Annotated in this window: 21 protein-coding genes; 6 read left to right on the top strand and 15 right to left on the bottom strand. The window is 74.3% G+C overall.

Annotation, left to right across the window (positions count from 1 at the left end; genetic code table 11):
- Positions 1 to 20: 20 nt before the first annotated feature.
- Genes JQN83_RS30430 through JQN83_RS30415 form a run of 4 tightly spaced genes read left to right on the top strand, consistent with a single transcriptional unit; the run spans position 21 to position 3,369 of the window.
- Positions 21 to 821 (top strand): ABC transporter permease, encoded by an 801-nt coding sequence (locus JQN83_RS30430; RefSeq protein WP_208570592.1) that lies wholly within the window; start codon positions 21 to 23, stop codon positions 819 to 821.
- Positions 818 to 1,642 (top strand): ABC transporter permease, encoded by an 825-nt coding sequence (locus JQN83_RS30425; RefSeq protein WP_307799919.1) that lies wholly within the window; start codon positions 818 to 820, stop codon positions 1,640 to 1,642. Before JQN83_RS30430 ends, JQN83_RS30425 begins: the two co-directional genes overlap by 4 nt.
- Entirely contained in the window at positions 1,635 to 2,447 is an 813-nt protein-coding gene (locus JQN83_RS30420; RefSeq protein ID WP_208570591.1) for an ABC transporter ATP-binding protein, read from the top strand. The genes JQN83_RS30425 and JQN83_RS30420 overlap by 8 nt, the downstream gene beginning before the upstream one ends.
- 28 nt (positions 2,448 to 2,475) lie before the next feature.
- Positions 2,476 to 3,369, top strand: coding sequence for a PaaX family transcriptional regulator (locus JQN83_RS30415; protein ID WP_244253535.1), 894 nt, complete (start codon positions 2,476 to 2,478; stop codon positions 3,367 to 3,369).
- Here JQN83_RS30415 and JQN83_RS30410 read toward each other — a convergent pair.
- The 4 genes from JQN83_RS30410 to JQN83_RS30395 form a co-directional block, all read right to left on the bottom strand.
- Complete coding sequence (locus JQN83_RS30410) at positions 3,293 to 4,819, bottom strand: acyl-CoA synthetase (protein WP_244253534.1); 1,527 nt, start codon at positions 4,817 to 4,819, stop codon at positions 3,293 to 3,295. The two genes, JQN83_RS30415 and JQN83_RS30410, sit on opposite strands and share 77 nt — an antisense overlap.
- A gap of 61 nt (positions 4,820 to 4,880) precedes the next feature.
- Positions 4,881 to 5,333, bottom strand: coding sequence for a MaoC family dehydratase (locus tag JQN83_RS30405; RefSeq protein ID WP_208570589.1), 453 nt, complete (start codon positions 5,331 to 5,333; stop codon positions 4,881 to 4,883).
- On the bottom strand, positions 5,330 to 6,232 hold the full coding sequence (locus JQN83_RS30400; protein WP_208570588.1) for an amidohydrolase family protein: 903 nt from the start codon (positions 6,230 to 6,232) through the stop codon (positions 5,330 to 5,332). Before JQN83_RS30400 ends, JQN83_RS30405 begins: the two co-directional genes overlap by 4 nt.
- Positions 6,233 to 6,311: 79 nt before the next feature.
- Positions 6,312 to 7,238: an SDR family oxidoreductase gene (locus JQN83_RS30395; protein ID WP_208570587.1), complete on the bottom strand. Its 927-nt coding sequence runs from the start codon at positions 7,236 to 7,238 to the stop codon at positions 6,312 to 6,314.
- Between the two features lie 82 nt (positions 7,239 to 7,320).
- On the opposite strand from JQN83_RS30395, the gene JQN83_RS30390 reads away from it, so the two are divergent.
- Positions 7,321 to 7,788, top strand: a complete 468-nt coding sequence (locus JQN83_RS30390) for a MarR family winged helix-turn-helix transcriptional regulator (protein WP_208570586.1) — start codon at positions 7,321 to 7,323, stop codon at positions 7,786 to 7,788.
- Positions 7,789 to 7,806: 18 nt separating this feature from the next.
- On the opposite strand, the gene JQN83_RS30385 is transcribed toward JQN83_RS30390, so the two are convergent.
- Genes JQN83_RS30385 through JQN83_RS30370 form a run of 4 tightly spaced genes read right to left on the bottom strand, consistent with a single transcriptional unit; the run spans position 7,807 to position 10,861 of the window.
- The gene (locus JQN83_RS30385; protein ID WP_307799917.1) at positions 7,807 to 8,535 is read right to left on the bottom strand and encodes an IclR family transcriptional regulator; all 729 of its coding nucleotides are present in this window, start codon (positions 8,533 to 8,535) and stop codon (positions 7,807 to 7,809) included.
- Positions 8,536 to 8,589: 54 nt separating this feature from the next.
- Positions 8,590 to 9,618, bottom strand: a complete 1,029-nt coding sequence (locus JQN83_RS30380; protein WP_307799916.1) for a PDR/VanB family oxidoreductase — start codon at positions 9,616 to 9,618, stop codon at positions 8,590 to 8,592.
- Entirely contained in the window at positions 9,615 to 9,821 is a 207-nt protein-coding gene (locus JQN83_RS30375) for a hypothetical protein (protein ID WP_208570584.1), read from the bottom strand. Before JQN83_RS30375 ends, JQN83_RS30380 begins: the two co-directional genes overlap by 4 nt.
- On the bottom strand, positions 9,818 to 10,861 hold the full coding sequence (locus JQN83_RS30370; RefSeq protein WP_208570583.1) for a Rieske 2Fe-2S domain-containing protein: 1,044 nt from the start codon (positions 10,859 to 10,861) through the stop codon (positions 9,818 to 9,820). Before JQN83_RS30370 ends, JQN83_RS30375 begins: the two co-directional genes overlap by 4 nt.
- A 253-nt stretch (positions 10,862 to 11,114) precedes the next feature.
- Between JQN83_RS30370 and JQN83_RS30365 the strand changes: the two genes are divergently transcribed.
- The gene (locus JQN83_RS30365) at positions 11,115 to 11,909 is read left to right on the top strand and encodes a class I SAM-dependent methyltransferase (RefSeq protein WP_208570582.1); all 795 of its coding nucleotides are present in this window, start codon (positions 11,115 to 11,117) and stop codon (positions 11,907 to 11,909) included.
- A gap of 73 nt (positions 11,910 to 11,982) precedes the next feature.
- Here JQN83_RS30365 and JQN83_RS30360 read toward each other — a convergent pair whose 3' ends face one another.
- The 7 genes from JQN83_RS30360 to JQN83_RS30330 all read right to left on the bottom strand — a co-directional run bounded on the left by JQN83_RS30360 (position 11,983) and on the right by JQN83_RS30330 (position 21,022).
- Entirely contained in the window at positions 11,983 to 14,724 is a 2,742-nt protein-coding gene (locus JQN83_RS30360) for a M48 family metalloprotease (protein WP_208570581.1), read from the bottom strand.
- Positions 14,708 to 15,274: a hypothetical protein gene (locus JQN83_RS30355; RefSeq protein WP_208570580.1), complete on the bottom strand. Its 567-nt coding sequence runs from the start codon at positions 15,272 to 15,274 to the stop codon at positions 14,708 to 14,710. Before JQN83_RS30355 ends, JQN83_RS30360 begins: the two co-directional genes overlap by 17 nt.
- A gap of 115 nt (positions 15,275 to 15,389) precedes the next feature.
- Complete coding sequence (locus JQN83_RS30350; protein WP_208570579.1) at positions 15,390 to 16,364, bottom strand: nitroreductase family protein; 975 nt, start codon at positions 16,362 to 16,364, stop codon at positions 15,390 to 15,392.
- Positions 16,365 to 17,453, bottom strand: coding sequence for a GNAT family N-acetyltransferase (locus JQN83_RS30345; protein WP_208570578.1), 1,089 nt, complete (start codon positions 17,451 to 17,453; stop codon positions 16,365 to 16,367).
- Positions 17,450 to 17,890: a DUF4188 domain-containing protein gene (locus JQN83_RS30340; protein WP_208570577.1), complete on the bottom strand. Its 441-nt coding sequence runs from the start codon at positions 17,888 to 17,890 to the stop codon at positions 17,450 to 17,452. The genes JQN83_RS30345 and JQN83_RS30340 overlap by 4 nt, the downstream gene beginning before the upstream one ends.
- 2 nt (positions 17,891 to 17,892) lie before the next feature.
- Entirely contained in the window at positions 17,893 to 19,473 is a 1,581-nt protein-coding gene (locus JQN83_RS30335) for a phenylacetate--CoA ligase family protein (protein ID WP_208570576.1), read from the bottom strand.
- A 166-nt stretch (positions 19,474 to 19,639) separates the two neighbouring features.
- On the bottom strand, positions 19,640 to 21,022 hold the full coding sequence (locus JQN83_RS30330; protein ID WP_208570615.1) for an FAD-dependent monooxygenase: 1,383 nt from the start codon (positions 21,020 to 21,022) through the stop codon (positions 19,640 to 19,642).
- Between the last annotated feature and the right edge of the window lie 64 nt (positions 21,023 to 21,086).

Here is a 21,086-nt window from a genome sequence, read left to right as displayed (position 1 = left end):
CCCGCGACCACGGAGGTGACATGCGCCTGCCCCCCACCCGACGCCCCCGCGCGTCACGCAGGGCGCTGCTGGGCGTCGCCGGCCTGGCCGGGTTCCTCGCCGTCTGGCAGAGCGTCCCGGCACTCGGCCTGATCGACCCGCAGTACCTGCCGTACGTGACGGACGTGCTGGCCCGGCTGTCCGAACAACTCGTCGACCTCGCGTTCTGGCGGCGGCTGGGCAGCACCATGACCTCCTGGGCGATCGGCCTGACGGTGGCGACGATCGCCGCCGTCGGTCTCGGTACGGTCGTCGGCCTGGTGCCGTTCCTGCGGCGGGCCACCCACACGATGGTCGAGTTCCTGCGCCCCATCCCGTCGGTCGCCCTCATCCCGCTCGCCGTGCTGATGTTCGGCATCCAACGGCAGGCCGCCCTGGTCATCATCGTCTACGCGTCGTTCTGGCAGGTGTTCGTGCAGGTGATCTACGGGGTCGCCGACGTCGACACGGTCGCCCGGGACACCGCGCTCAGCTTCGGCCTGCGCCGCTGGGAACGGTGGACGCACCTCGTCCTGCCGACCACCCTGCCGTACCTGCTGACCGGCCTGCGGCTGGCGGCGGCGGTGGCGCTCATCCTGGCCGTCACCGCGGAGATGGTGATCGGCAACCCGGGCCTCGGCCGCATGATCGAGCTGTCCCGCTCCGCCGGCGACGCGGTCGGCCTGTACGCCCTCGTCGTGGTCACCGGACTGCTCGGGCTGGCGGTGAACCTCGTGTTCCGGTTCGTCGAGCGGCGGACGTTGTCCTGGCACGAGTCCGTCCGTGGGGAGCGGGCGCTGTGACCGCGTACCCGGGGAGGACGGTGACCCCGCCGCGCCGCCGCGCGGTCGGTCACCGCACCGCGGCGGGCATGCTGCACGCGCTCGGGCTGCCGGTGCTGCTGCTGGTGCTGTGGGGCCTGGTGGCGACCAGGACGACGAGCCGGTTCTTCCCCGACCCGGTGACGATCGCCGACGCCTTCGTCGACACCTGGATCGGGCCGGCGTTCGTCGAGGACGTGCTGCCCAGCCTCGCCCGCCTCGGCCTCGGCGTCGCCGCGTCGATCGTGCTCGGCGTCGCCGCCGGCACCGTCATCGGCCTGACCCCGTGGCTGCGGGAACTACTCGAACCGCTGTTGGAGTTCCTCCGGGCGGTCCCGCCGCCGGTGCTGATCCCGGTGATGATGATCCTGCTCGGGATCACCGACACCATGAAGGTCGTGGTGATCGTCTCCGGCGCGGTCTGGCCGATCCTGCTGAACACGATCGAGGGGGTCCGGGGCATCGACAGCGTGCTGACGCAGACCGCGCGGTCGTTCCGGGTCACCTGGTGGGAGCGGCTGTGGTTCCTGGTCCTCCCCGCCGCCAGCCCCCGGATCATGGCCGGCGTGCGGCAGGCCCTCTCGGTCGCGCTCATCCTGATGGTCATCTCCGAGATGTTCGCCTCGTCGGCCGGGCTGGGTTACCGGATCGCCTACTTCCAACGCAACTACCTCATCGCCGAGATGTGGAGCGGCATCCTGCTGCTCGGCGGGGTCGGCGTACTCCTCGCCGTCGTCTTCGGGCTCGTCGAACGGCGCGTGCTGCGCTGGTACCACGGAATCAGGGAGGTCAACCGTGCCTGACCGGGGCACCCTGCTGCGGGTGGAGCAGCTACGCAAGGTCTACGAGTCCCCCACCGGCGACGTCGAGGCGATCGGGGACCTCAGCTTCACGATGGACGCCGGCGAACTCGTCTGCATCGTCGGACCGTCCGGGTGTGGCAAGACCACCCTGCTGAAGTGCCTCGCCGGTCTGCTGCGCCCCACCGGCGGTGTGGTCGAGATGCACGGGACGCCGGTGACCGGCCCCAGCCCCGCCATGGCCGTGGTGTTCCAGGAGTACGGCCGCAGCCTCTACCCGTGGCTGACGGTGCGCGGCAACGTCGAGCTGCCGCTGCGGCACAAGAAGCTCTCCCGCGCGCAGCGGGACACCCTGGTCACCGACGCGCTCGACGCGGTGGGTCTGGCGCACGCCGCCCGCAGCCACCCGTGGCAGCTCTCCGGCGGGATGCAGCAGCGGGTGGCGATCGCGCGGGCCGTGGCGTACCAGCCCGAGGTCCTGATCATGGACGAGCCGTTCGCCGCCGTGGACGCGCAGACCCGGGCCGACCTGGAGGACCTGGTGCGTGAGCTGCACGCCCGGCGCGGGATCTCGGTGCTGTTCGTCACCCACGACATCGACGAGTCGGTCTACCTCGGGCAACGGGTGCTCGTGTTGTCCCACGCGCCGACCCGGGTCCGCGAGGACGTCGCGGTCGACCTGCCGGCCGAGCGCGACCAGATCACCACCCGCGCCCTGCCCCGGTTCACCGAGCTGCGCACACACGTCTACGGCGAGATCCAGCGGGCCAAACGCGGGCACAATGTGGCCCCGCGACCCGCGCCGTGAGCGCGCCGGGCGACACCCGTCGGAGGGGATGACTGTGGGTAGGCGTCAGCCGAAGCAACTGGTGCTCGCCTTCTTCGGCGAACACGTCGTCGACGCCGACACCGGGCCGATCCGGGCGAGTGTCCTGATCACCGTGCTGGAGGGGGCCGGGGTCGCCGCACCGGCGACCCGGGCCACCCTCGACCGGCTGGTGCGCAGCGGCATCCTCGCCCGGGGCCGCAGCGGCCGGGAGACGTTGTTCTCGCTGACCGAGCACGGCGCGGCGGTGCTGCGTGAGGCGACGTACCGGGTGCGCGGGCCGAGGCCGTTCGACCCGCAGGGCAGCGGCTGGACCCTGGTCACCTTCTCCATCCCGGAGGGGCAGCGCACGCTGCGGCACCGGCTGCGCTCCACCCTCACCTGGGAGGGCTTCGCGCCGATCCGCGACGGGCTGTGGCTGGCCCCCGGCGAGGTCGACCTCGCCGGGTCGCTGGAACCGCTGCGGCAGGACCTCGCCCCGCACGCCGTGGTCGCCTTCCACGCCCGCGAACTCGCCGGCTTCCCGATCGGCGAGAGCGTACGCGCCGCCTGGGACATCGAGGCGATCCGGCGCGAGCACCTCGCGTTCATCGACCGGTGGGCCGACCCGGCCGCGACCACGGCGGCGGCGGGCGCGCTGACCCTGCGCACGATGCTGGTGGCGGACTGGCTGGCGCTGCTGCGGGCCGACCCGAGGCTACCGGCGGAGTTCATGGACGCGCAGTGGCCGGCGGCCCGGTCGGTGCAGACCTACCGTCGGGCGCACCGGGCGCTGGCCGAGGCGTCCACGGCGGAGTTCGCCGCCCTCGTCACCCACCGGCCCACGGTCAGCCGGCGAACCGCGCCCGCAGCTGCGTCTTCCGCACCTTCCCCGACGCGGTCCGCGGCAACTCGTCCACGATGACCACGTTCCTGGGCAGCTTGTAGCGGGCGATCCGACCGTCCAGGTGCGCCCGCACGACGGCGGTGTCCACGCGCGCCCCCTCCCGTACGGTCACCACCGCCCACGGCACCTCACCCCAGCGGTCGTCGGGCACCCCGATGACCGCCGCCGAGACCACCCCGTCGATCTCGCCGAGCAGCAGCTCGATCTCGGCCGGGTAGATGTTCTCGCCACCCGAAATGATCATGTCCTTGAGCCGGCCGGAGACGTGGAGGCAGCCGTCGTCGTCGAGGCGGCCCAGGTCACCCGAGCGGAACCAGCCGTCGGCGGTGAACGCCTCGGCGGTCGCCGCCGGCAGCCCGTGATAGCCGGGGAAGACGTTGGGCCCGGCCACCTCGATCTGACCCACCTCACCGGCGGGCAGCACCGCCCCGCCCGGGTCGGTGATCCGCACATCGGTGAAGAAGTGCGGCAGACCGACGCTGCCCTGCTTGGCCCGGGTCATCGCCGGTGGCAGCGCGGTCACGCCCGGCGACGCCTCGGTCATCCCGTACCCCTGGGAGAACGACAGGCCGCGCGCCTCGTAGGCGTCGAGGATGCGGGTCGGCACCGCGGAGCCACCGCAGGTGAGCTTCGCCAACGTCGACAGGTCGGTCGTGGCCCAGTCCGGGTGGTCGGCCAGCAGCTGGTAGGTGGTCGGCACCCCGCTGAGCATGGTGACCCGGTGCCTGGCGATCTGCGCGAGCGCCCGGCCCGGCTCGAAGCCCCGCTCGACGACCATCGTGGCGCCCTTGAGGATGACGGGCAACGCGCCCATCCCCAGCGAGGCGACGTGGAACAGCGGCGAGATCATCAGCGCCACGTCGGTCGAGACGACGTCGTAGTCGACCACACAGTTGAGGGCGACCCAGGTGAGGTTGCCGTGGGTCAGCACCGCACCCTTGGCCCGCCCGGTCGTGCCCGAGGTGTAGACGATCGCCGCCGGATCGTCCGGGCCGGTGGGGGCAGGACCGGGGTGCCCGGCGTCGGCCGCCCGGGTCAGCCGGGTCAGGCCCGGCCGCTGCGGGGTGCCCTCGCCGGTGACGACGGTCTGCGGAGGCCGCGCGGCCGGCAGGGCGGCGGCCACCGGTGCGGCGAACTCCGGGTCGTGGATCAGCACCCGGGCCGCGCTGTCGGTCAGGAGGTGACCCACCTCGGGAGGTGCCAGCCGGGTGTTCACCGGCACGAAGACGGCGCCGACCTGCGCCACCCCGAACATCACCTGGAGGAACTCCGGACTGTTCTCCCCCAGGTAGGCGACGGCGTCACCGACGCCGACACCACGCCCCCGCAACACCGCCGAGACCCGGTCCACCGCGTCGGCGAACTGGGCGTAGGTGACGGTCGCGTCCGCGCCGTGGACGAGGGCGACCTTGTCCGGGGACCTGAGTCGACGCCTGGCCACCCAGGCACCGATTCCGTGCTGGTGCATCAGCAGTCTCCTGGTGGTGGAGGTGGTGGTGGTGGGTCACCCGGCGTGGACGCCGCCGGGCTCAGCCGTGGAAGCGGTACAACCCCCGGGCGACCACCGCCGGCTTGACACCGCCCTCGATCTCGATGCTCTGGTCGACGGTGAGCTGGTAGCCACCCCGGACCTCGACCACCTCGACGACGGTGGCCCGCATCCGCACCCGCGCCCCGACCACGACCGGCGCGGGGAAGCGCACCCGGTCGAGGCCGTAGTTCACCTTGGTGGTCACCCCCTTGACCTCCAGCAGCTCGGTCCAGAACGGCACCGCCAGGGACAGGGTCAGGAAGCCGTGCGCGACCGGTGCGCCGAACGGGCCGGCCTTGGCCCGTTCCGGGTCGACGTGGATCCACTGGTGGTCGTCGGTGGCGTCGGCGAACAGGTTCACCTGGTCCTGGGTGACCGTGCGGTAGCCGGTGTACCCCAGGTCGGTGCCGGCGAGGTCGGCGAGCTGGTCGTAGGTGATGGTCGTGGTCATGGCGCTTCCTCTCGTCGTTCCCGGGCGAGGCCCAGCAGCCGGGCCGCGTTGTCCTTGAGGATGCCCGGGAGCACGTCCGGCTTGAGGTCGGTGGCCGCCACGTCACGCAGCCACCGCTCGGGGGTGAGCAGCGGGTAGTCGGTGCCGAAGAGCACCCGGCGCCTGAGCACCGAGTTGGCGTGGCGTACCAGCTCCGCCGGGAAGTACTTCGGGCTCCAGCCGGACAGGTCGATCCAGGTGTTGGGCTTGTGGGTGGCCACCGACAGCGCCTCGTCCTGCCAGGGCACCGACGGGTGGGCCATCACGATCTGCAGGTCGGGGAAGTCGGCGGCGACCGGGTCGAGCAGCATCGGGTTGGACAGGCCGAGCCGCAGCCCGTAGCCGCCCGGCAGGCCCGCGCCGATGCCGGTCTGCCCGGTGTGGAAGATCGCCGGGAGGCCGGCCCGCTCGATCAGGGCCCACAGCGGCGCGTACGCGTCGTCGCCGGGGTCGAAGCCCTGCACCGTGGGGTGGAACTTGAAGCCGCGTACCCCCTCCTGCTCGATCAGCCGGGCGGCGAGGTCGAGGGCCGCCCCGCCGGTGCGCGGGTCGACCGAACCGAAGGGGATCAGCACGTCGGCGTGCTCGGCGGCGGCGCGGGCGATGTCGACGCTGGACAGCGGCGGATGCCGCAGTTGGGTGCCCGCGTCCACGGTGAACACGACGGCGGCCATGCCGCGCTCGCGGTAGTAGCGCGCCACCGCGTCGACCGCCGGCCGGGGCCCGTCCGTGCGGAAGTACTTCGACACGGCCGCCACCAGCGGTGCGGGCAACGAGGCGTGACCGTGGTCGTCGACCTCGATGTGCACGTGCATGTCGATCGCGGTGACGGCGTCGAGGTCGATCGCGGGCTGGTACATGGGCGGCAGCCTCCGTCGGGCGGGTCCGGTCCGGCGGGGCGGGCGGACGGTCTCGTCGGTCAGGTGACGGTGGGCCGGGTCAGGGATTGGCCGGCTGGAACTGGGCGGGCAGCTCGGGGAAGCGTTCGCCGACGCTCTGCGCGGCCCCGTCGAACGTGGTCGGCCAGGCCTCCACCAGCGCGTCGTAGGTCCAGCCGCCCTCCCGGTAGGCGGTCACCGCCGCCTCCGGATGGGTCCAGATCTGCAGGCGGTCACCACCCACCCCGATCACCTGCCCGGTCACCTGGGCGGCCGCGTCGGACGCGAGGAACGCCACCAGACCGGCCACGTCGGCGGCCGTGCCGAAACCGAGGTCGTGCCGGAAGAACGCGGGCATCGGCTCACCGGCCGCCTCGGCCCGCACCGCAGCGGCGAAGTAGGGGACGGTGGCGGTCATCGCGGTGGCGGCGACCGGGACGACGGTGTTGGCGGTGATGCCGGCCCGCTTCAGCTCCAGCGCCCAGGTGCGGACCATGCCGACGATGCCCGCCTTGGCCGCCGCGTAGTTGGTCTGACCGAAGGTGCCGCGTTGACCGGTGGGTGACCCGATGCAGATGATCCGTCCGCCCGCGTCGGCCTGCCGCATGTGCCGCACCGCCTCGCGCACCGTGGTGAACGTGCCGCGCAGGTGCACGGTGACGACGGTGTCGAAGTCGTCGTCGGTCATCTTCCACAGCACGGTGTCGCGCAGCACGCCGGCGTTGGTGACGAGGATGTCCAGTCGGCCGAAGTGCGCGACCGCCGTGCTGACGAGTTCCTGCGCGGTCTCGGTCGGGCCGACGGGCGCGGTCACCGCGACGGCCCGCCCGCCGGACGCCTCGATCGCCGCCACCGCGTCGGCCGTGGCGCCCGCGTCGACGTCGTTGACCACGACGGAGGCCCCCCGCCGCGCCAGCTCCTGGGCGTAGGCCAGACCGAGGCCACGCCCGGACCCGGTGACGATGGCGACTTTGCCGTCCAGTGACATGGGCACTCCCTTTCGTCGATGCGATCTGAGCACGAACCGTTGAGAATGTCAATTATTTGGGAACCTTGCTACCATCGTCGCCATGTCCCCCGCCGAACGGACCCGGCCGACCGGACGCGACCGGCTGCGGGACAGCACGCTCGCCGGTGACCTGAGCTTCCTGCTGGCCCGCGCGAACGCGCGCGCGCTCGCGGCGGCCAACACCGCCCTCGCCGCACACGGACTGAAGGCCCGCTCCTACTCGGTGCTCGCCCTGGCCGCCGACGACGTCCGCCCGACCCAGCGGGAACTCGCCGAATTCCTGCACCTCGACCCCAGCCAGGTCGTCGCCCTGATCGACGGGCTGGAGCAGCGCCAACTGGTCGAGCGGCACGCCGACCCCGCCGACCGCCGGGCCAACGTCCTCACCGCCACCGACGCCGGACGGGCCCTGTTCGCCCGCGCCCAGGACGCCGTCCGCGCCGTGGGGCTCGACTCGCTGGCCAGCATGACGCCCCGCGACCACGAACGGCTGGCCCACCTGCTGCGACTGCTCGCCTTCCCCGACTGACGCCGGTCCGGCCGGTGCTCACCCGTGCGCGCCGCCCAACGCCCGGGACAGCACCCGGCCCGCGGCCTGCACCAGCGGGGCCAGCGCCACCGGGTCGGCCCGGTCGTGGGCGACCACCAACGACAGCGCCGCCACCACCCCCTCCGGGGCGCGGATCGGCGCGGCCACCGACAGGGCGTCCATGGTGACCTGCCGGTCGCTGACCGCGTACCCGACCCGGCGCACCTCGGCCAGACAGCGGCGCAGCCGCCCCGGATCGGTGACGGTCAGCTCGGTGTACCGCTCCAACGGCGCGGCCAGCACCCGCTCCTGCACCCCGACCGGCGCGTAGGCGAGCAGGACCAGGCCGACGCCGGTGGCGTGCAGGGCGAAGCGGCCACCCACCCGGGTGAGCACCGGCACCGCGTGCCGGCCGGCGATCCGCTCGATGAAGACGAGTTCGTCGTCCTGCCGGACGGCGAGCTGCACGTTCTCGTGGGTCACCTCGTAGAGGTCCTCCATCACCGGCAGGGCCACCTCCCGCAACCCCAGCCCCCGGGGCGCCAGCGAACCCACCTCCCACAACCGCAGGCCGATCCGGTACCGCCCGTCGACGCCGCGTTCCAACGCCCCCCAGGCGAGCAGCTCGGCCGCCCGGCGGTGCACGGTGGACAGTGGCAACCCGGTGCGCCGGGCCAGCTCGCTCAGCGTCAGCGCCGGGCTCGCCGGGGTGAACGCGTCCAGCAGCGCCAGCACCCTGCTGGTCACCGACCGTCCCGGTTGGCCGCGCATCCCACCATCCTCCCCGCCCGCGCCGGCCGGTCACAGCTCCAGGACGAGCCGGGGCGTACGGGCCCGGGAGACACAGATCATCATGGTGTCCCCGGCGGCCCGCTCCTGCGCGGTGAGCAGGCTGTCGCGGTGCTCCGGCACCCCGGCGAGCACCGGGGTCTCACAGGTACCGCAGGTGCCCTCCCGACAGGACGACAGGACCGGCACCCCGGCCTCCTCCACCGCCCGCAGGATCGGCACCCCCGGGGGCACGCGCACCGTGCGCCCGGAGAGGGCGAGTTCGACCTCGATCGCCGTCTCCGGCCCGTCGGCGTCGCCCCGGGGGGTGAACCGCTCGACGTGCAGTCGGCCGGGCGGCCAGTCGGCGCAGTGTTCCTCCACCGCCCGGACCAGGGATTCCGGGCCGCAGCAGTAGACGAGACCGTCGCCCGGCCGGCCCAGCAGCCCGGTCAGGTCGAGCAGCCCGGTCTCGTCCTGCGGACAGAGGCACACCCGGTCGCCGTACCGCTCCCGCAGGATCGTGGCGAAGGCCATGGTGGCGCGACTGCGTCCACCGTACGCCAGTCGCCAGTCGGCGCCGGCGGCGTCGGCCGCGTCGACCATCGGGCGGATCGGGGTGATCCCGATGCCACCGGCCACGAAAAGGTAGCGCCGCGACGCGACCAGCGGGAAGGTGTTGCGGGGCCCGTGCACCCGGACGGTGCCGCCGACGGTGAGCCGGGCGTGCGCCAGCCGGGAGCCACCGCGACCGTCCGGCTCCCGCTGCACGGCGATCCGTAGGACGGACCGGTCGGCCGGATCACCGCAGAGGGAGTACTGCCGCACCAGTTCCGGGCCCAGCGCCAGGTCGACGTGCGCGCCCGGGGTCCACCGGGGCAGGTCACCACCGTCCGGGCGGGCCAGCCCGATCTCGACGACCTCCGCCGCCACCCGCTCCCGGGCCACCACCGTAAGTTCCACCCCGACCAGCCCGTCCCCGACCGGCCCGTCCCTCGTCGGCCCGTCCCCGACCGGCCCGTCCTTCGTCAGCCCGCCCCTCGTCAGTCTGTCCCCGGTCATGCCGGCACCGCCAGCCGGGCGGGCGGGCCGGACGCCGGCACGGTCGCCGTCGCGTGGCCCCGCGGGTGGCCGAGCAGCCACTCCCACAAGGCCACCGGCTCGTCGGCGAGGCGCTCGGCGCCACAGTGGCAGGTCCCGCGCAGCACGTCGGTGCCCGGCACCCAGTGGACCCGGTAGACCCGCTGCCCGGCGGGTGCGGTCACCGGGGCGCTCCCACCGTCCCGGAGCCGACCAGCCGGGCCAGCAGCCGTCGGGCGGCCAGCCCACCGGTGTCGATGTTGATGCTCAACTCCTGGTACCGCTCCGGTTCGGCTGCGATCACCCGCTCCAGGGTGTTCAGCGCCGCCACGTCCTGCATCACCACGGTGTGGTTGCTCTGGTGCAGGTACGCGCTGACCGACTCGTCGTCGACCGCGAAGTCGCGCGCCACCGCCCAGAAGTCGTACGTGGTGTGCGCGGTCGACGGGGTGATGGCGTAGACGATCTCGGCGTGGAAGGCGTCGCTGTCCTCCCCCTGCACGGGCGGGTAGACGCCCTGCGGGGCGATCCGGCTGTGCAGCAGGTAGAGGCACGGCGGGTGGTACTCGATGTCCTGCCAGCGGGTGATCCGGCCCTGGATGCCGGTCGAGCGGGCGTAGAACGGCGGGCACTCGGCGTCGTCCATGTGCCGGCTGACGTGCACCACACCCCGTTCCTCGTCGACCTCGGTGGTGATCGGGGTGTCCGCCACCTCGGGGGTGCCGATGTAACCGCCGTGCAGGTAGGTCTCGTGGGACAGGTCCATCAGGTTGTCCACCAGCAGGCCGTACCGCGCGTCCAGCGGGGCCATGCCCCGGACCACCGCGTACCGGGGGTCGGCCAGCCAGGGCGCGCGGGGGATGGTGGCCGGATCGGCCCGCCCCCGGTCCCCGATCCACACCCAGACGAAGGAGTCCTGTTCCACCACCGGGTAGGCCGCGACCCGCGCGGTACGCGGAATCCGCTGCTGACCGGGTACGAAGACGCAACTGCCGGTGGGGTCGTAGGTGAAGCCGTGGTAGCCGCAGACGATCGTGTCGCCGTCGAGGCGGCTCTGCGACAACGGAAAGCGCCGGTGCACACACCGGTCGGCGAGCGCCACGGCCTCCCCGGCACCGGTGCGGTACAGCACCAGCGGTTCACCGAGCACCGTACGGGCGAGCAGGTCCCGGCCGACCTCCCCGCCGTGGGCCGCCACGTACCACTGGTCCCGGGCGAACTCCATCCGAACGACCTCCCGCCGGGCGAACATCGATGGAGTCGAATCATTCCGTCCCGGGGTCCAGCGTGGGCCCGGGCTTGCACTCAGTGGAATGCGGAGTGTCGGGGACCCGCCGGAGGCGGTGCCGGCCGGGCACGCCGACTCCCCGGCCCACGGCGGTGGACCGGGGCAGTGGGCCAGGGGCGGTGGGCCGGGGCGATGGGCCGGGGGCGGTGGGCCGGGGGCGTAACGGCTCGCCGTCCGGCAGGATGGTGGGGTGAGCACGAAGGGCTACGCGTTCGACAATGCGAGTGACCAGGCCGGCGCCCACCACGACGCGCTGGCGGACCTGCTGGACGGGCCGACCCGGGCCGCGCTCGGGCAGTGGGGTGACCTGACCGGCCGGCGGTGCCTGGAGGTGGCCGCCGGTGCCGGCAGCGTCGCGCTGTGGCTGGCCGAACGGGCGGCCGAGGTGGTCGCCACGGACATCGCCCCGCAGCACGTCCCGCCGCACCCCCGGCTCGTCGTCCACCGCCAGGACATCGTCACCGACCAGCCGCCGGGCACCTTCGACCTGGTGCACGCCCGGCTGCTCCTCGGTCACCTGCCCCGGCGCGAGGAGGCCCTGCGGCGGATGGTGGCCGCCCTGGCACCCGGCGGTGTACTGCTCATCGGTGAGTTCGCGCTCCCGCCCGGCGACTTCGTCTCGTCCGCGCCGGACGACGCGACCGCCGACCTGCTGACCCGCTACCTGGCGGCCCACACGGCGGCTCTCGTCGGCAGCGGTCTCGACCTCGCCTGGGCACAGCGGGCCCCGGCGGCCTTCGCAGCGGTCGGCCTGGTCGAGGTCGACTCCCGGACCACCACGGGCCGGTGGCGCGGCGGCGGTCCGGGTTGCCGGCTGCTGCGGGCCGGCATTCCGCAACTGCGCGGCAGCCTGCTGGCCCACGGGTTGACCGACGCCGACCTCACGGCGACGATCGGGGCGTTCGCCGACCCCCGGGTGGTCGTCGAGGGCTTCCACTTCGTCCAGATCAGCGGTCGTGTTCCCCGGCTGCCCGGCCCGGCCTGACGACGGCGTCCCGGCCCGAGGTCGGCGGGGTGGTCCCGCGCGCCGACCCGCCCCCCGACGGCTGATCCGCTGCTCAGGTCGGGCTGCGGACGAAGGTCTGTTCGGTGTGCGAGCCGGCGTCGTCGGCCGTTGTGATCACCAACTGGTCGGCGGTGCAGCGGTACGAGCCGCCGAAGTCCTCCGCCGGGCCGGTCAGGGGCAGCTCACGGTCGTCGACCCGGAGCACCCGGTCGCTGGCGGCGACCTGGTCACGCTGGGCGTACCGGCCGTTCCCGGCCGACCAGCGGTAGGTGACCGTGCCCCGCTGCACACTGCGCACGGTGTGCCCGTTGAGCGTGCCCTCGGCGACGAACAGGTCGTACAGGTCGGTCGCGGTGCCGTCCGCCCGGTAGGCGGTGGCGTGGCCGCCGGCCGGCCCGCTCGACAGGTCCAGGGCACCGTCGGTGCGCAGGCCGGTCAGCACGCCCAGTGGCGAGTCGGGGGCCACCGGCTCGTGGAACCGACCCGCCACGAGCCGCCAGACCCCGACCAGGCAGGGGTCCCGGCCACGGTCACCGGCCGGCGTAGGGCGGTGCGGGGTGACCGCGACCGCCCCGGCGGCCACCAGCAGCACGGGCACCACCACCGCCGGCCACCACCGACGCCGGCCGAGCACCGCGAGCGCGGCCGGCACGGCCGTCCCCACGGCGGCGGCGAGCACCGCCGCCACCGGCGCGACGAGCAGAGCGTGGGTGAGGGCGCGGACGACCACCGTCGGATCGACGGCAGGGGCACACCCGGGGGCACCGGCCACACAGGACACCAGCACGTCGGCGACCACCACCGCGGGCGTCATCAGCGCCCCCGAGGTGAGGGCGGCGAGCAGCGCGTGCGACAGCGACAGGCGTCGGGTGGCGACCGCCGCCACGGCCACGCCCACCTCGACGAACGTGACCGGCAACAGGGTGTGGCTGGTCACCAGGGTCGCCGCGGTCGACGTCGCCAGGCCGGGGTCACGCACCGCGGCTCCGACGCCGAGGGGCACCAGGGGCAGCACCAGCGCCCCGACCACCCCGACGGCCACCCCCGTCCGCAGCGCCCGCCGGGTCGCACCCCGGCCGGCCAGGACCGGGAACAACGCCGCGAGCAACGGCAGCGCGATCAGGTACGGCGCCGAGGCGGCGGTGATCCGCACGTAGAAGCCGATCATGTCGAGCAGGGTCAGCGGGGTCGCGGCCCCGGTGCCCTCGCGGGCGGCGACCAGGTGCAGCATGCTCCACCCGTCGTCGGTGGACCAGGCGTCGAGCACCAGCAACGTCGCCACGTACCCGGCGGTGAGCACCGACGTGGCCACGGCCGCGCCGGCCCACGCCCACCGGATCCGGGTGACCGCCGCCGCCGCGAGGTGCCGCAGGTGGGCCCGGGCGCCGTCGGCCACCCACCGGCCGAGCAGCGCGCCACCGGCGATCCACAGCCCGGCCAGCAGCACCTCGATCCACCAGGCCCGCAGGTCGGTCGCGTACGCGACCCGCCAGGCCAGGCGGCGGCCGACGAGCAGGCCGCAGGCCAGTGCCGCGCCGAACGCCGCGCCGGATGCCGCCGGTCGGCCGGTGTGCCGTGCCCACCAGGCCGCCCGCCACAGCGCCCCGGTGGCCACCAGGGCCAGCGGCACGCCGAGCAGGATGCCGGTGACGAAGGCGCTGTCGGTGACCGGGTCCGCGCCCGGCAGCACCCGGGGCAGGCTGGTCGCCAGGTCCCGCACCGACGGGGCGGCGATCCCGGCGGCCAGGCCCGCGCCGAGCGCCTCGACCGGGCGGGCGGCGAACCGCCGGCCGGGACGGTCCAGCGCGTCGGCGCGGGCCCGGGCCAGGGGGTGGAACCGGAACAGCGCACCGAGGCGGGCCCACCGCCCCACCTGCCGGTGGTCGGCGGCGAGCAGCGCCCGGACGGCGTCGGCGTCGGCGGCGGGGAGCCGGGCGTCGGCGGTGAACTCCCGGGCCCGCAGCACCGACCACGCCGACACCTGCACGACCAGTGCGAACGCGGCCAGCCGCCAGGAGTCGGCGAGCAGCTGCCGGCCGGCGTCGGCACGCAGGTAGGTGACGGTGACGGGCACGAGCACCCCGAGCGGGAACGCCCAGGCCTGGGCGATGGTCAGCCGGGTGAGGTGGATGTCGCTGTTGCGGACGTGGGCCAGCTCGTGCAGCACGACCGCGCGGAACGCCCGGGGGGCCACCCGGTGGGCGTGCACCAGGCCGAGGTCCAACCGGACGTACCGCAGGGGCCCGGCGCCGAAGGTGTTGCCGCTGATCCGCGCGGACCGGGACACCACGAATGTCGGCGACCGGCGTAGCCCCGCCACCCCGACCAGCTCGGCCAGGTCGGCCCGCAGCGCCTGGGTGCCGGGGACCCGGTCGAGGCGGCGCAGGCCCCGCAGTCGGCACTCGCACCAGGGCGCGACGAGGTAGGCCAACATGGTCACCGCCAGCAGCACCGCGAGCCCGGCGAGCAGCTGCCCGGCCACGTCCGGTCCGAGGCCGGCGGTGCAGCGCCGGATGGCAGCCAGGCCCGTCTCGTCGACCGTGCCGGCCCGGGCATCGATCGGGAACGGTCGGGTCCGCAGCACGTCCACCAGGCACTCGGCGCGGACCCGGGTCGCGTCGCCGTCGACGAGGACCGTCGACCATCCGAACATGCTCGTGCCCACGACGGCGGTGACCGCGGCGACGAACCGGCCGAGGGTCGCCGAGGGCAGTGGCGGAGTCGCCGAGGGCGGCGGAGTCGCCGCGCCGGCCGGGCCGGCGGGGCCGCGCCCGCCCTCAGCGACCGTCGACATCACCCTCGGCAGTGTCGGGCCCGGCGACACCGAAGCGCTGGGCGAACGCGTCGCGTACGGCGTCACGCAACACCGCGACCTGGTCCTCGGTGAGCGTCCAACGGGGATCGCGGGCGGCGGCGGTGACCGCCTCCTCGATCCGCAGCAGCTGACCCGGCCGCAGCCGCACCTCGGGTGGCGGTGGGTCGACGGCCCGCCGGCCCCGGGTGCGCCACCGCCGGCCGAGCCCGCGCAGGCCACCACGGACCGCCTCGGTGGCCTGGTCGCGCACGCCGTCGCGCAGCGCCTCCACCGCCACCCCGGTGAGCACCAGCAGGTACGGCAGGAGCGGTTCGACCACCGCCTCGAAACCGCCGCCGCCCGCCTCGCCACCACCCACCCGGGTCAGCGCGCCCGGATCGCGTCGCCAGTGGCCGGGGCGGCGGTGGTAGTCGGGGGCGAGCAGGCCCAGCAGCGGTTCCTCGTCGGGGGCGACCGCCCGGACGGCCAGCCGGACCAGGTCGTCGAAGGTCGCGTCCCGGCCGGCCGACATCGACGTGCCATGGGTCATCGGGCCTGCCTCGGATGGGGTCGACGGGTCTGCGCGGCCACCGTACGCCGGTCGACGCCCACGCGCGGTCGGCAACCGGACAGTCCCCGGGACGCCGGTCGGGGCGTGCCGACGGTCAGGCCCGACCGGCGGCGACCCGGCGGGCGGAGCGGGGTGCGGGCCGGGTGGGCCGGCCCACCCGGGCGACGTGCAGCAGACGCTGCGGCGCGACGTCGAGCAGCGCACCGAGCGCCGTCCGGGTGGTGGGGACGTCGATGAGCTGGCTCAGCGGGTGTGCCGCCAGCCCCGCCGTGTGCAGGGTCAGCCAGGTGCGCATCAGCACCCGGCCGAACTCGACCTGGCCGGGCTCGTCGAGGTGGTCCGGGGCGACCAGGACGAGCACGGTGCCGCCCTGGGCGAGCGGGTCGCCCGCGGCGGCGGCGAGCAGCCTCGGCAGGCCCAGCGGGCGCAGCACCGGGTACCCGGCCAGCGCCGCGCGCAGCCCGGTGGCGGCGGGCCGCGACAAGGCGAGGCAGCGGTCGGTGAGCCCGTCGGCGTGGTAGCCCGGGTGGGTGGGGTCCAGCCGCAGCCAGCGGCGCAGTTCGCCGACGACCGCCGGGTCCGCGTAGAGCCGACGGTCGGCGGCGCGCAGCAGGGCACCGAGCCGCCCGGCCTGCGGCACGGTCCGTACGCTGCCGCCGGCCGGCCGGGCGACCGCGTCCACCGCCGCGAGGGTGTCCCCGTCCACCCCGGCGGCGAGGTGACCCCGGTCGGTCCGGCGTTCCCACACGTCGGTGGTGCGGAACGGGGTCGGGTAGCGGTCCGGGGCGGGGCGCAGCAACCCCACCCACCTGTGGTGTTCGTCGTGGTCGGCGAGATAGTCCAGCCGCAGGCCGGCATCGGCCGCGACGATCAGGCACGTCTCGACGAACGCGCCGAGGGACAGCCGCAGGTCCCGGCCGGTGGGGTCGCCGGCGGGCAGGGTGTGGGCGGGGTCCCAGCCGATCCGGATCGCATCGGGTTCGTAGCGCAGCCGCCACGGTTGGGTGTTGTGCGCGCTCGGGGCCCGCCAGCACCACCGTTCGAGCCGCCGGAACGCGTCGTGGTCCACCTACCGCTCCTTGGCGTAGAAGGTGTAGCCGTGCAGCGGGCGACCGCCGAGGCGGCGGTACTGGGCGGCCGAGGCGGTGTTGTCCCGCTCGACGTAGGTGCTGCGCAGCGTGGTGTAGCCGCCGGTGTACAGGTTGCGGTGCAGGTGGGTGGAGAGCAGCCGTTGGTAGCCGCGCCCCTGGTGCTGCGGAAGGACCCCCTTGACGATCAGCACCGCCTCCCGACGGTAGCGGCGGCGGGCGGCCAGCAACCGGGCCTGGTTGACCAGGTGCAGGTCGCCCCGGACGGCGATCAGGAACTCGCTGATGTCGGGTACGCAGAGCACGAACGCCACCGGCTCGCCGTCGCGGGTCAGGTAGAGCAGCAGCGACTCGTCCAGCAGGTACGCCAGCCCGTCGGTCTGCCGCCGTAGCTGCGCGGCGGAGATCGGCGTGTAGTAGCCGAGCTGGGCGAAGGAGGCGTTGAGCATCCCGCGCAGCAGGTCGAGCTGGTCGTCGAGGTGGCGGACGTCGCCCCGGTGCAGCGCGATCCGGGCGCCGTCCGGGTCGACGTGCACCGGCGGGAGGGGCTCCGGTGGGGCCGGCACGGGGCAGATCCAGGTGTCGGCCTCGAACCGGCGGCGGAACCCGTACGCCTCGTAGGCGGTCGGGTACCACGGCGGGTTCCAGGCGCTGTCGACGAAGCCGCGCTCGGCGTGCCCGGAGGTGATCACCCCGCCGGCCTGGTTGGGCAGCAGCGCCACCGGGCCGAACAGCAGGTCCCGGTCGGTGCCGGCGTGCGCGGTGATCGCGTCGAACAGTGGTTTCCCGGCCCGCTCGGTGAACTCGGTGAGCCCGAACAGCTGGCACCGTCGGCCGAGCTTGGCGTCGAAGTCCGCGTCGGTGTGCAGGGTGGTGCGGCCGACGACCGTGCCGGCGGCGTCGCGCAGCAGGTACAGCGGCACGCCGTCGCGCCACCAGCGGCGGATCTGCTGGCGGGGGGTGGGCACGTGGCGGGGTTCGCCGGCGTAGAGCCGGTCGCCGAAGGCGAGGAACTGCCGCAGGCCGCGCCGGTCGGTGACCCGGGTGAACCGGTGCCGGGCGGGGCTCATCGGCGGACCGCCGGCCCGGCCGTCTCCGCGCCCAGCGGGGTGAAGGTGTCGATGTGCCCCATCTGCGGGCCCTCGGCCCGCCAGGTGCCGTTGGAGTAGCCGTCGGGGCTGGCGGTGTAGAGCCGGATGAAGCCGGCGGTGGCGTTGCGGGTGCCGTCGGTCAGCCAGACCATCAGCCGGCGGTGGTGCCGGGTGCGGGCGAAGCGCAGCATCGCGTCGCGGTCGGTGAAGAACGCGATGGTGCCGAGGGTCAGCGGGAACTGCCAGTAGACGGTGTGCCAGCAGTAGCCGTTCATCCGGCGCATGTCGCGCAGCATCCGGAACCAGGAGGGGGCGAGCCGCAGCAGCACCAGCGGGTTGGTGTAGCGGGTGCCGCCGATGAACATGGCGCCGGCGCGGGCCTGCGCGGGGGCACGGGAGAAGTCACGGGTACGCATGGTCACCTCACCAGGTAGCTGTTCTTGATCTTCTGTTGGCCGGCGAACGGGCCGGTGCCGGGTTCGTGCAGCTCGACCCGCAGGTCCCCGGCGGTGGCGTCCTCCACCAGGGACTGGGCGAAGTCGCGGGAGACCGAGGTCAGGTGCCGGCGTACGCCGAGGCGGCACTCGTCGACGAGCGCGTCGCGTTGCGGGTCGGCCAGCGGTCGGCGCAGTTCGAGGTGGATGACCGGCCGGGTCTCCAGCGTCGCGTCCTCGACCAGGGCGAGGCAGAACCGGCTGATCTCGGCGGCGTACGGGTTGCCGACGTAGAGGCCGTACTCGACGTCCTGCGGGTAGAGGTTCGCGCCGAGGTAGGAGATGGTGGAGTCGCTGCGCCCGAAGAGCAGCAGCAGCGGCAGCGTCATCCGCTCGGCGGAGACCGCGGTGCGCAGTTCGGCCCGGCGTACCGGGTCGGCGCAGACCAGCTCGACGACCCGCCGGTACGACACGAGCAGCGCCTCGTCCCCGACGTTGTACCGCAGCCGGGGTTGGAGCACGTCGCCGCCGGTGACGGTGCAGACCAGTTCCCGTCGCTCGTTGGTCTCCAGGTAGGTGGCGAACGGGTTGTACTGGAACACCATCGGCAGCCGTTGCTCGTCGGTGCCGAGCAGCGCCGTCCGCAGCCCCCGGTCGGTCTGCAACCGCCTGCGCAGCCACACGGTGAACCGGGTCTCCGCGCCGATGCCGATGCTCAGGTCCGACGCCCCGTACGCGGACCGGACGAGGGTGAAGCGTTGCTCCAGGTAGTCGCGCAGCGCCTCGGTCATCCCCTCGCCGCCGCAGCTGGCGGAGACCCGGTAGCGCGACCAGGGGAAGCCCTCGGCGTCGAGCCGGTCCCGCAGGTGCTTGAGGAACGGCGGGTAGGCGGTCACCAGGTAGTCGAAGTCGGGGCCGAACTCCCGCAGGGTGTCGATGATCTTGCCGAGGTCGGGGCCGGTGTTCTTCACCACCGCGATCCGGGCCATCGCCGCGCCGGTGGTCGTCCCGGTCGCCCAGGCTCCCATCGAGTAGGCGTTGATGACGAAGGGTCGGCGCATCGGGAAGACCAGTCCGGTGTAGCCGGCGATGTCGCGGTGCACGGCGCGCAGTTCCCGGTCGCTGCGGGGCCAGTTGAACGGCTGCCCGGCCGAGCCGGCCGACTCGTCGACCACCACCCCCCGGGTGGGCAGCCGCCCGTGCCGGCAGCGCGCGGCGGCGTCGTGGGCGACGACGTAGCTGGCCTTGTCGGTTTCCGGGAAGTCGACGAGCCGGCGGCGCACGCCCGCCGGGCGGGCTTGCAGGAAGGCGCGGTAGGCGGGGACCTGCCGGGCGGCCCGCGCGCACACCGCCCGGGCGTGCGCGGCGGCCAGCCCGTCCAGTGCCGGGTGGTGCCGGCGCGCGACCCAGCGCCAGCCGGCGGGGTGTCGGGCGGCGAGCCGGGCCAGCGCGGCCACCGCGCGGCCGAGGGCCCCCAGGCCGACCTGCCGGCCGTGCGCCACCACGGCCGGCAACGGCGATTCGACGGTACGCAGGACGACGGGTCGGTGCGGTAGCTCGGCCATGCCGACCACTCTGTCCGGGTCCCCGCGTCGGGTCTTGAGGCCGGATGCGGTGGGTACCTGAGTATTCCTACTCGGTCGACCGCCCCGACCGTCCGGGCGTACCCCCGGTGGGTTCCCGGCATGACACCCGCCGACCGGGCGGTGCGGTCCCGGTCGGCGGTCGTGCTCAGGTGGCGGGTCGGCCGAACCAACGGGTCAGGTGACCGTCCAGGTCCTGTTGGTCGTCGCCGGCCCAGGCGACGTGACCGTCCGGGCGCAGCAGGACGCCCGGGGCGGCCAGGTCCACCGTGGGGTCGGTGAGGTGGTCGACCCGGTCGGTCCAGCCGGCGACGCCGAGCCGGCCGGTGCGGTCCAGCAGCAGGCCCCGGCCGTGGCGCAGCCGGTCGTAGAGGCGACCCCGACGCAGGTCGAGGTCACGCAGCCGCCGGCCGAGCAGGTCGGGTCCCGGGCCGAGGTCGTAGCGGACGCCGATCGCGGTGATCTTCTCGGTCAGGTGGCGGTTCACCGCGTCGAAGGCCACCAGTTCGGTGAGCAGCCGACGTACGGCCCGCGCGCCCGGTCCGTCGGAGAGCAGTTCCGTCTGGGCGCGGGTGTTGTCCAGCACGTCCACGGCGACCGGACGGCGTTCGTCCTGGTAGGTGTCCAGCAGGGTGGCCGGTGCCCAGCCCCGGACCTGGGCGGCCAGCTTCCAGCCGAGGTTGACCGCGTCCTGTATGCCGAGGTTGAGGCCCTGCCCACCGATGGGCGGATGGATGTGCGCCGCGTCGCCGGCCAGCAGCACCCGTCCCACCCGGTACGCGTCGGCCAGCCGGGTGGCGTCGCCGAAGCGGGACAGCCAGCGTGGCGAGTGCACCCCGAAGTCGGTGCCGGCGACGGCGCGCAACTGCTGCCGGACCTCGTCGATGGTGGGCGGTACGGCACGGTCGGTGACCCCGGCGGCGGGGACGACGACGCGGCAGGACCCGCCGCCGAAGGGGGTCAGACTGAAGCGTCTGTCGACCTCCCCGAGCCCGGCCAGTGTGGCCGCGATCTCCTCGGGCGACCTGCCGACCGCCACCTCCCCCATCAGGGTCTCGTTCCGCGTCGGCTCGCCGGGGAAGGCGACGCCGAGCAGCTTGCGCACGGTGCTGCGCCCGCCGTCGCAGCCGACGAGGTAGCGGGCCCGCAACCGGTGCCCGTCGGCCAGCGTGGCGGTCACCCCGTCGTCGTCCTGGTCGAGGCCCACCACCGGCGTGCCGTGGCGGACCTGCGCCCCCAGGTCGGTCGCGTGCTCTTCGAGCAGCCGCACGACGACCGGCTGCGGGATGCCCAGCAGGTAGGGGTGGGCGGTGTCCAGTCCGGGGGGCGGGGGCGCGGCGATGGCGGCGAAGAAGCCGGCGGCGGGTCGTCGCCGGCCGTGTTCGTGCAGACGGTCGAGCAGGCCGCGCATCGCCATCAGTTCGATGCTGCGGACGTGCAGGCCGACGATCCGCACCATCGAGGTGGGCTCGGTCTCCCGTTCCAGGACGAGGACCCGCACGTCGTGCAGGCGTAGTTCGGCGGCGAGCATCGCCCCGGTCGGGCCGCAGCCGACGATGATCACGTCGGTGTCGTGGGGTGGCCGGCCGGCAGGG

The sequence above is a fragment of the Micromonospora antibiotica genome, assembly GCF_017599305.1.
In the GTDB taxonomy this organism is placed as follows: Bacteria; Actinomycetota; Actinomycetes; order Mycobacteriales; family Micromonosporaceae; genus Micromonospora; species Micromonospora antibiotica.
The sequence above is the reverse complement of the archived record's forward strand: the minus strand, read 5'-3'. Positions and strand labels throughout refer to the sequence as shown.

Bases quoted from the DNA above. Each gene is read 5' to 3' on its own strand.
- JQN83_RS30430 (WP_208570592.1), top strand. From the start codon at position 21: ATGCGCCTGCCCCCCACCCGACGCCCCCGCGCGTCACGCAGGGCGCTG.
- JQN83_RS30415 (WP_244253535.1), top strand. From the start codon at position 2,476: ATGACTGTGGGTAGGCGTCAGCCGAAGCAACTGGTGCTCGCCTTCTTC.
- JQN83_RS30410 (WP_244253534.1), bottom strand. From the start codon at position 4,819: ATGCACCAGCACGGAATCGGTGCCTGGGTGGCCAGGCGTCGACTCAGG.
- JQN83_RS30405 (WP_208570589.1), bottom strand. From the start codon at position 5,333: ATGACCACGACCATCACCTACGACCAGCTCGCCGACCTCGCCGGCACC.
- JQN83_RS30400 (WP_208570588.1), bottom strand. From the start codon at position 6,232: ATGTACCAGCCCGCGATCGACCTCGACGCCGTCACCGCGATCGACATG.
- JQN83_RS30395 (WP_208570587.1), bottom strand. From the start codon at position 7,238: ATGTCACTGGACGGCAAAGTCGCCATCGTCACCGGGTCCGGGCGTGGC.
- JQN83_RS30390 (WP_208570586.1), top strand. From the start codon at position 7,321: ATGTCCCCCGCCGAACGGACCCGGCCGACCGGACGCGACCGGCTGCGG.
- JQN83_RS30380 (WP_307799916.1), bottom strand. From the start codon at position 9,618: ATGACCGGGGACAGACTGACGAGGGGCGGGCTGACGAAGGACGGGCCG.
- JQN83_RS30370 (WP_208570583.1), bottom strand. From the start codon at position 10,861: ATGGAGTTCGCCCGGGACCAGTGGTACGTGGCGGCCCACGGCGGGGAG.
- JQN83_RS30360 (WP_208570581.1), bottom strand. From the start codon at position 14,724: ATGTCGACGGTCGCTGAGGGCGGGCGCGGCCCCGCCGGCCCGGCCGGC.
- JQN83_RS30355 (WP_208570580.1), bottom strand. From the start codon at position 15,274: ATGACCCATGGCACGTCGATGTCGGCCGGCCGGGACGCGACCTTCGAC.
- JQN83_RS30345 (WP_208570578.1), bottom strand. From the start codon at position 17,453: ATGAGCCCCGCCCGGCACCGGTTCACCCGGGTCACCGACCGGCGCGGC.
- JQN83_RS30340 (WP_208570577.1), bottom strand. From the start codon at position 17,890: ATGCGTACCCGTGACTTCTCCCGTGCCCCCGCGCAGGCCCGCGCCGGC.
- JQN83_RS30335 (WP_208570576.1), bottom strand. From the start codon at position 19,473: ATGGCCGAGCTACCGCACCGACCCGTCGTCCTGCGTACCGTCGAATCG.
- JQN83_RS30330 (WP_208570615.1), bottom strand. From the start codon at position 21,022: ATGCTCGCCGCCGAACTACGCCTGCACGACGTGCGGGTCCTCGTCCTG.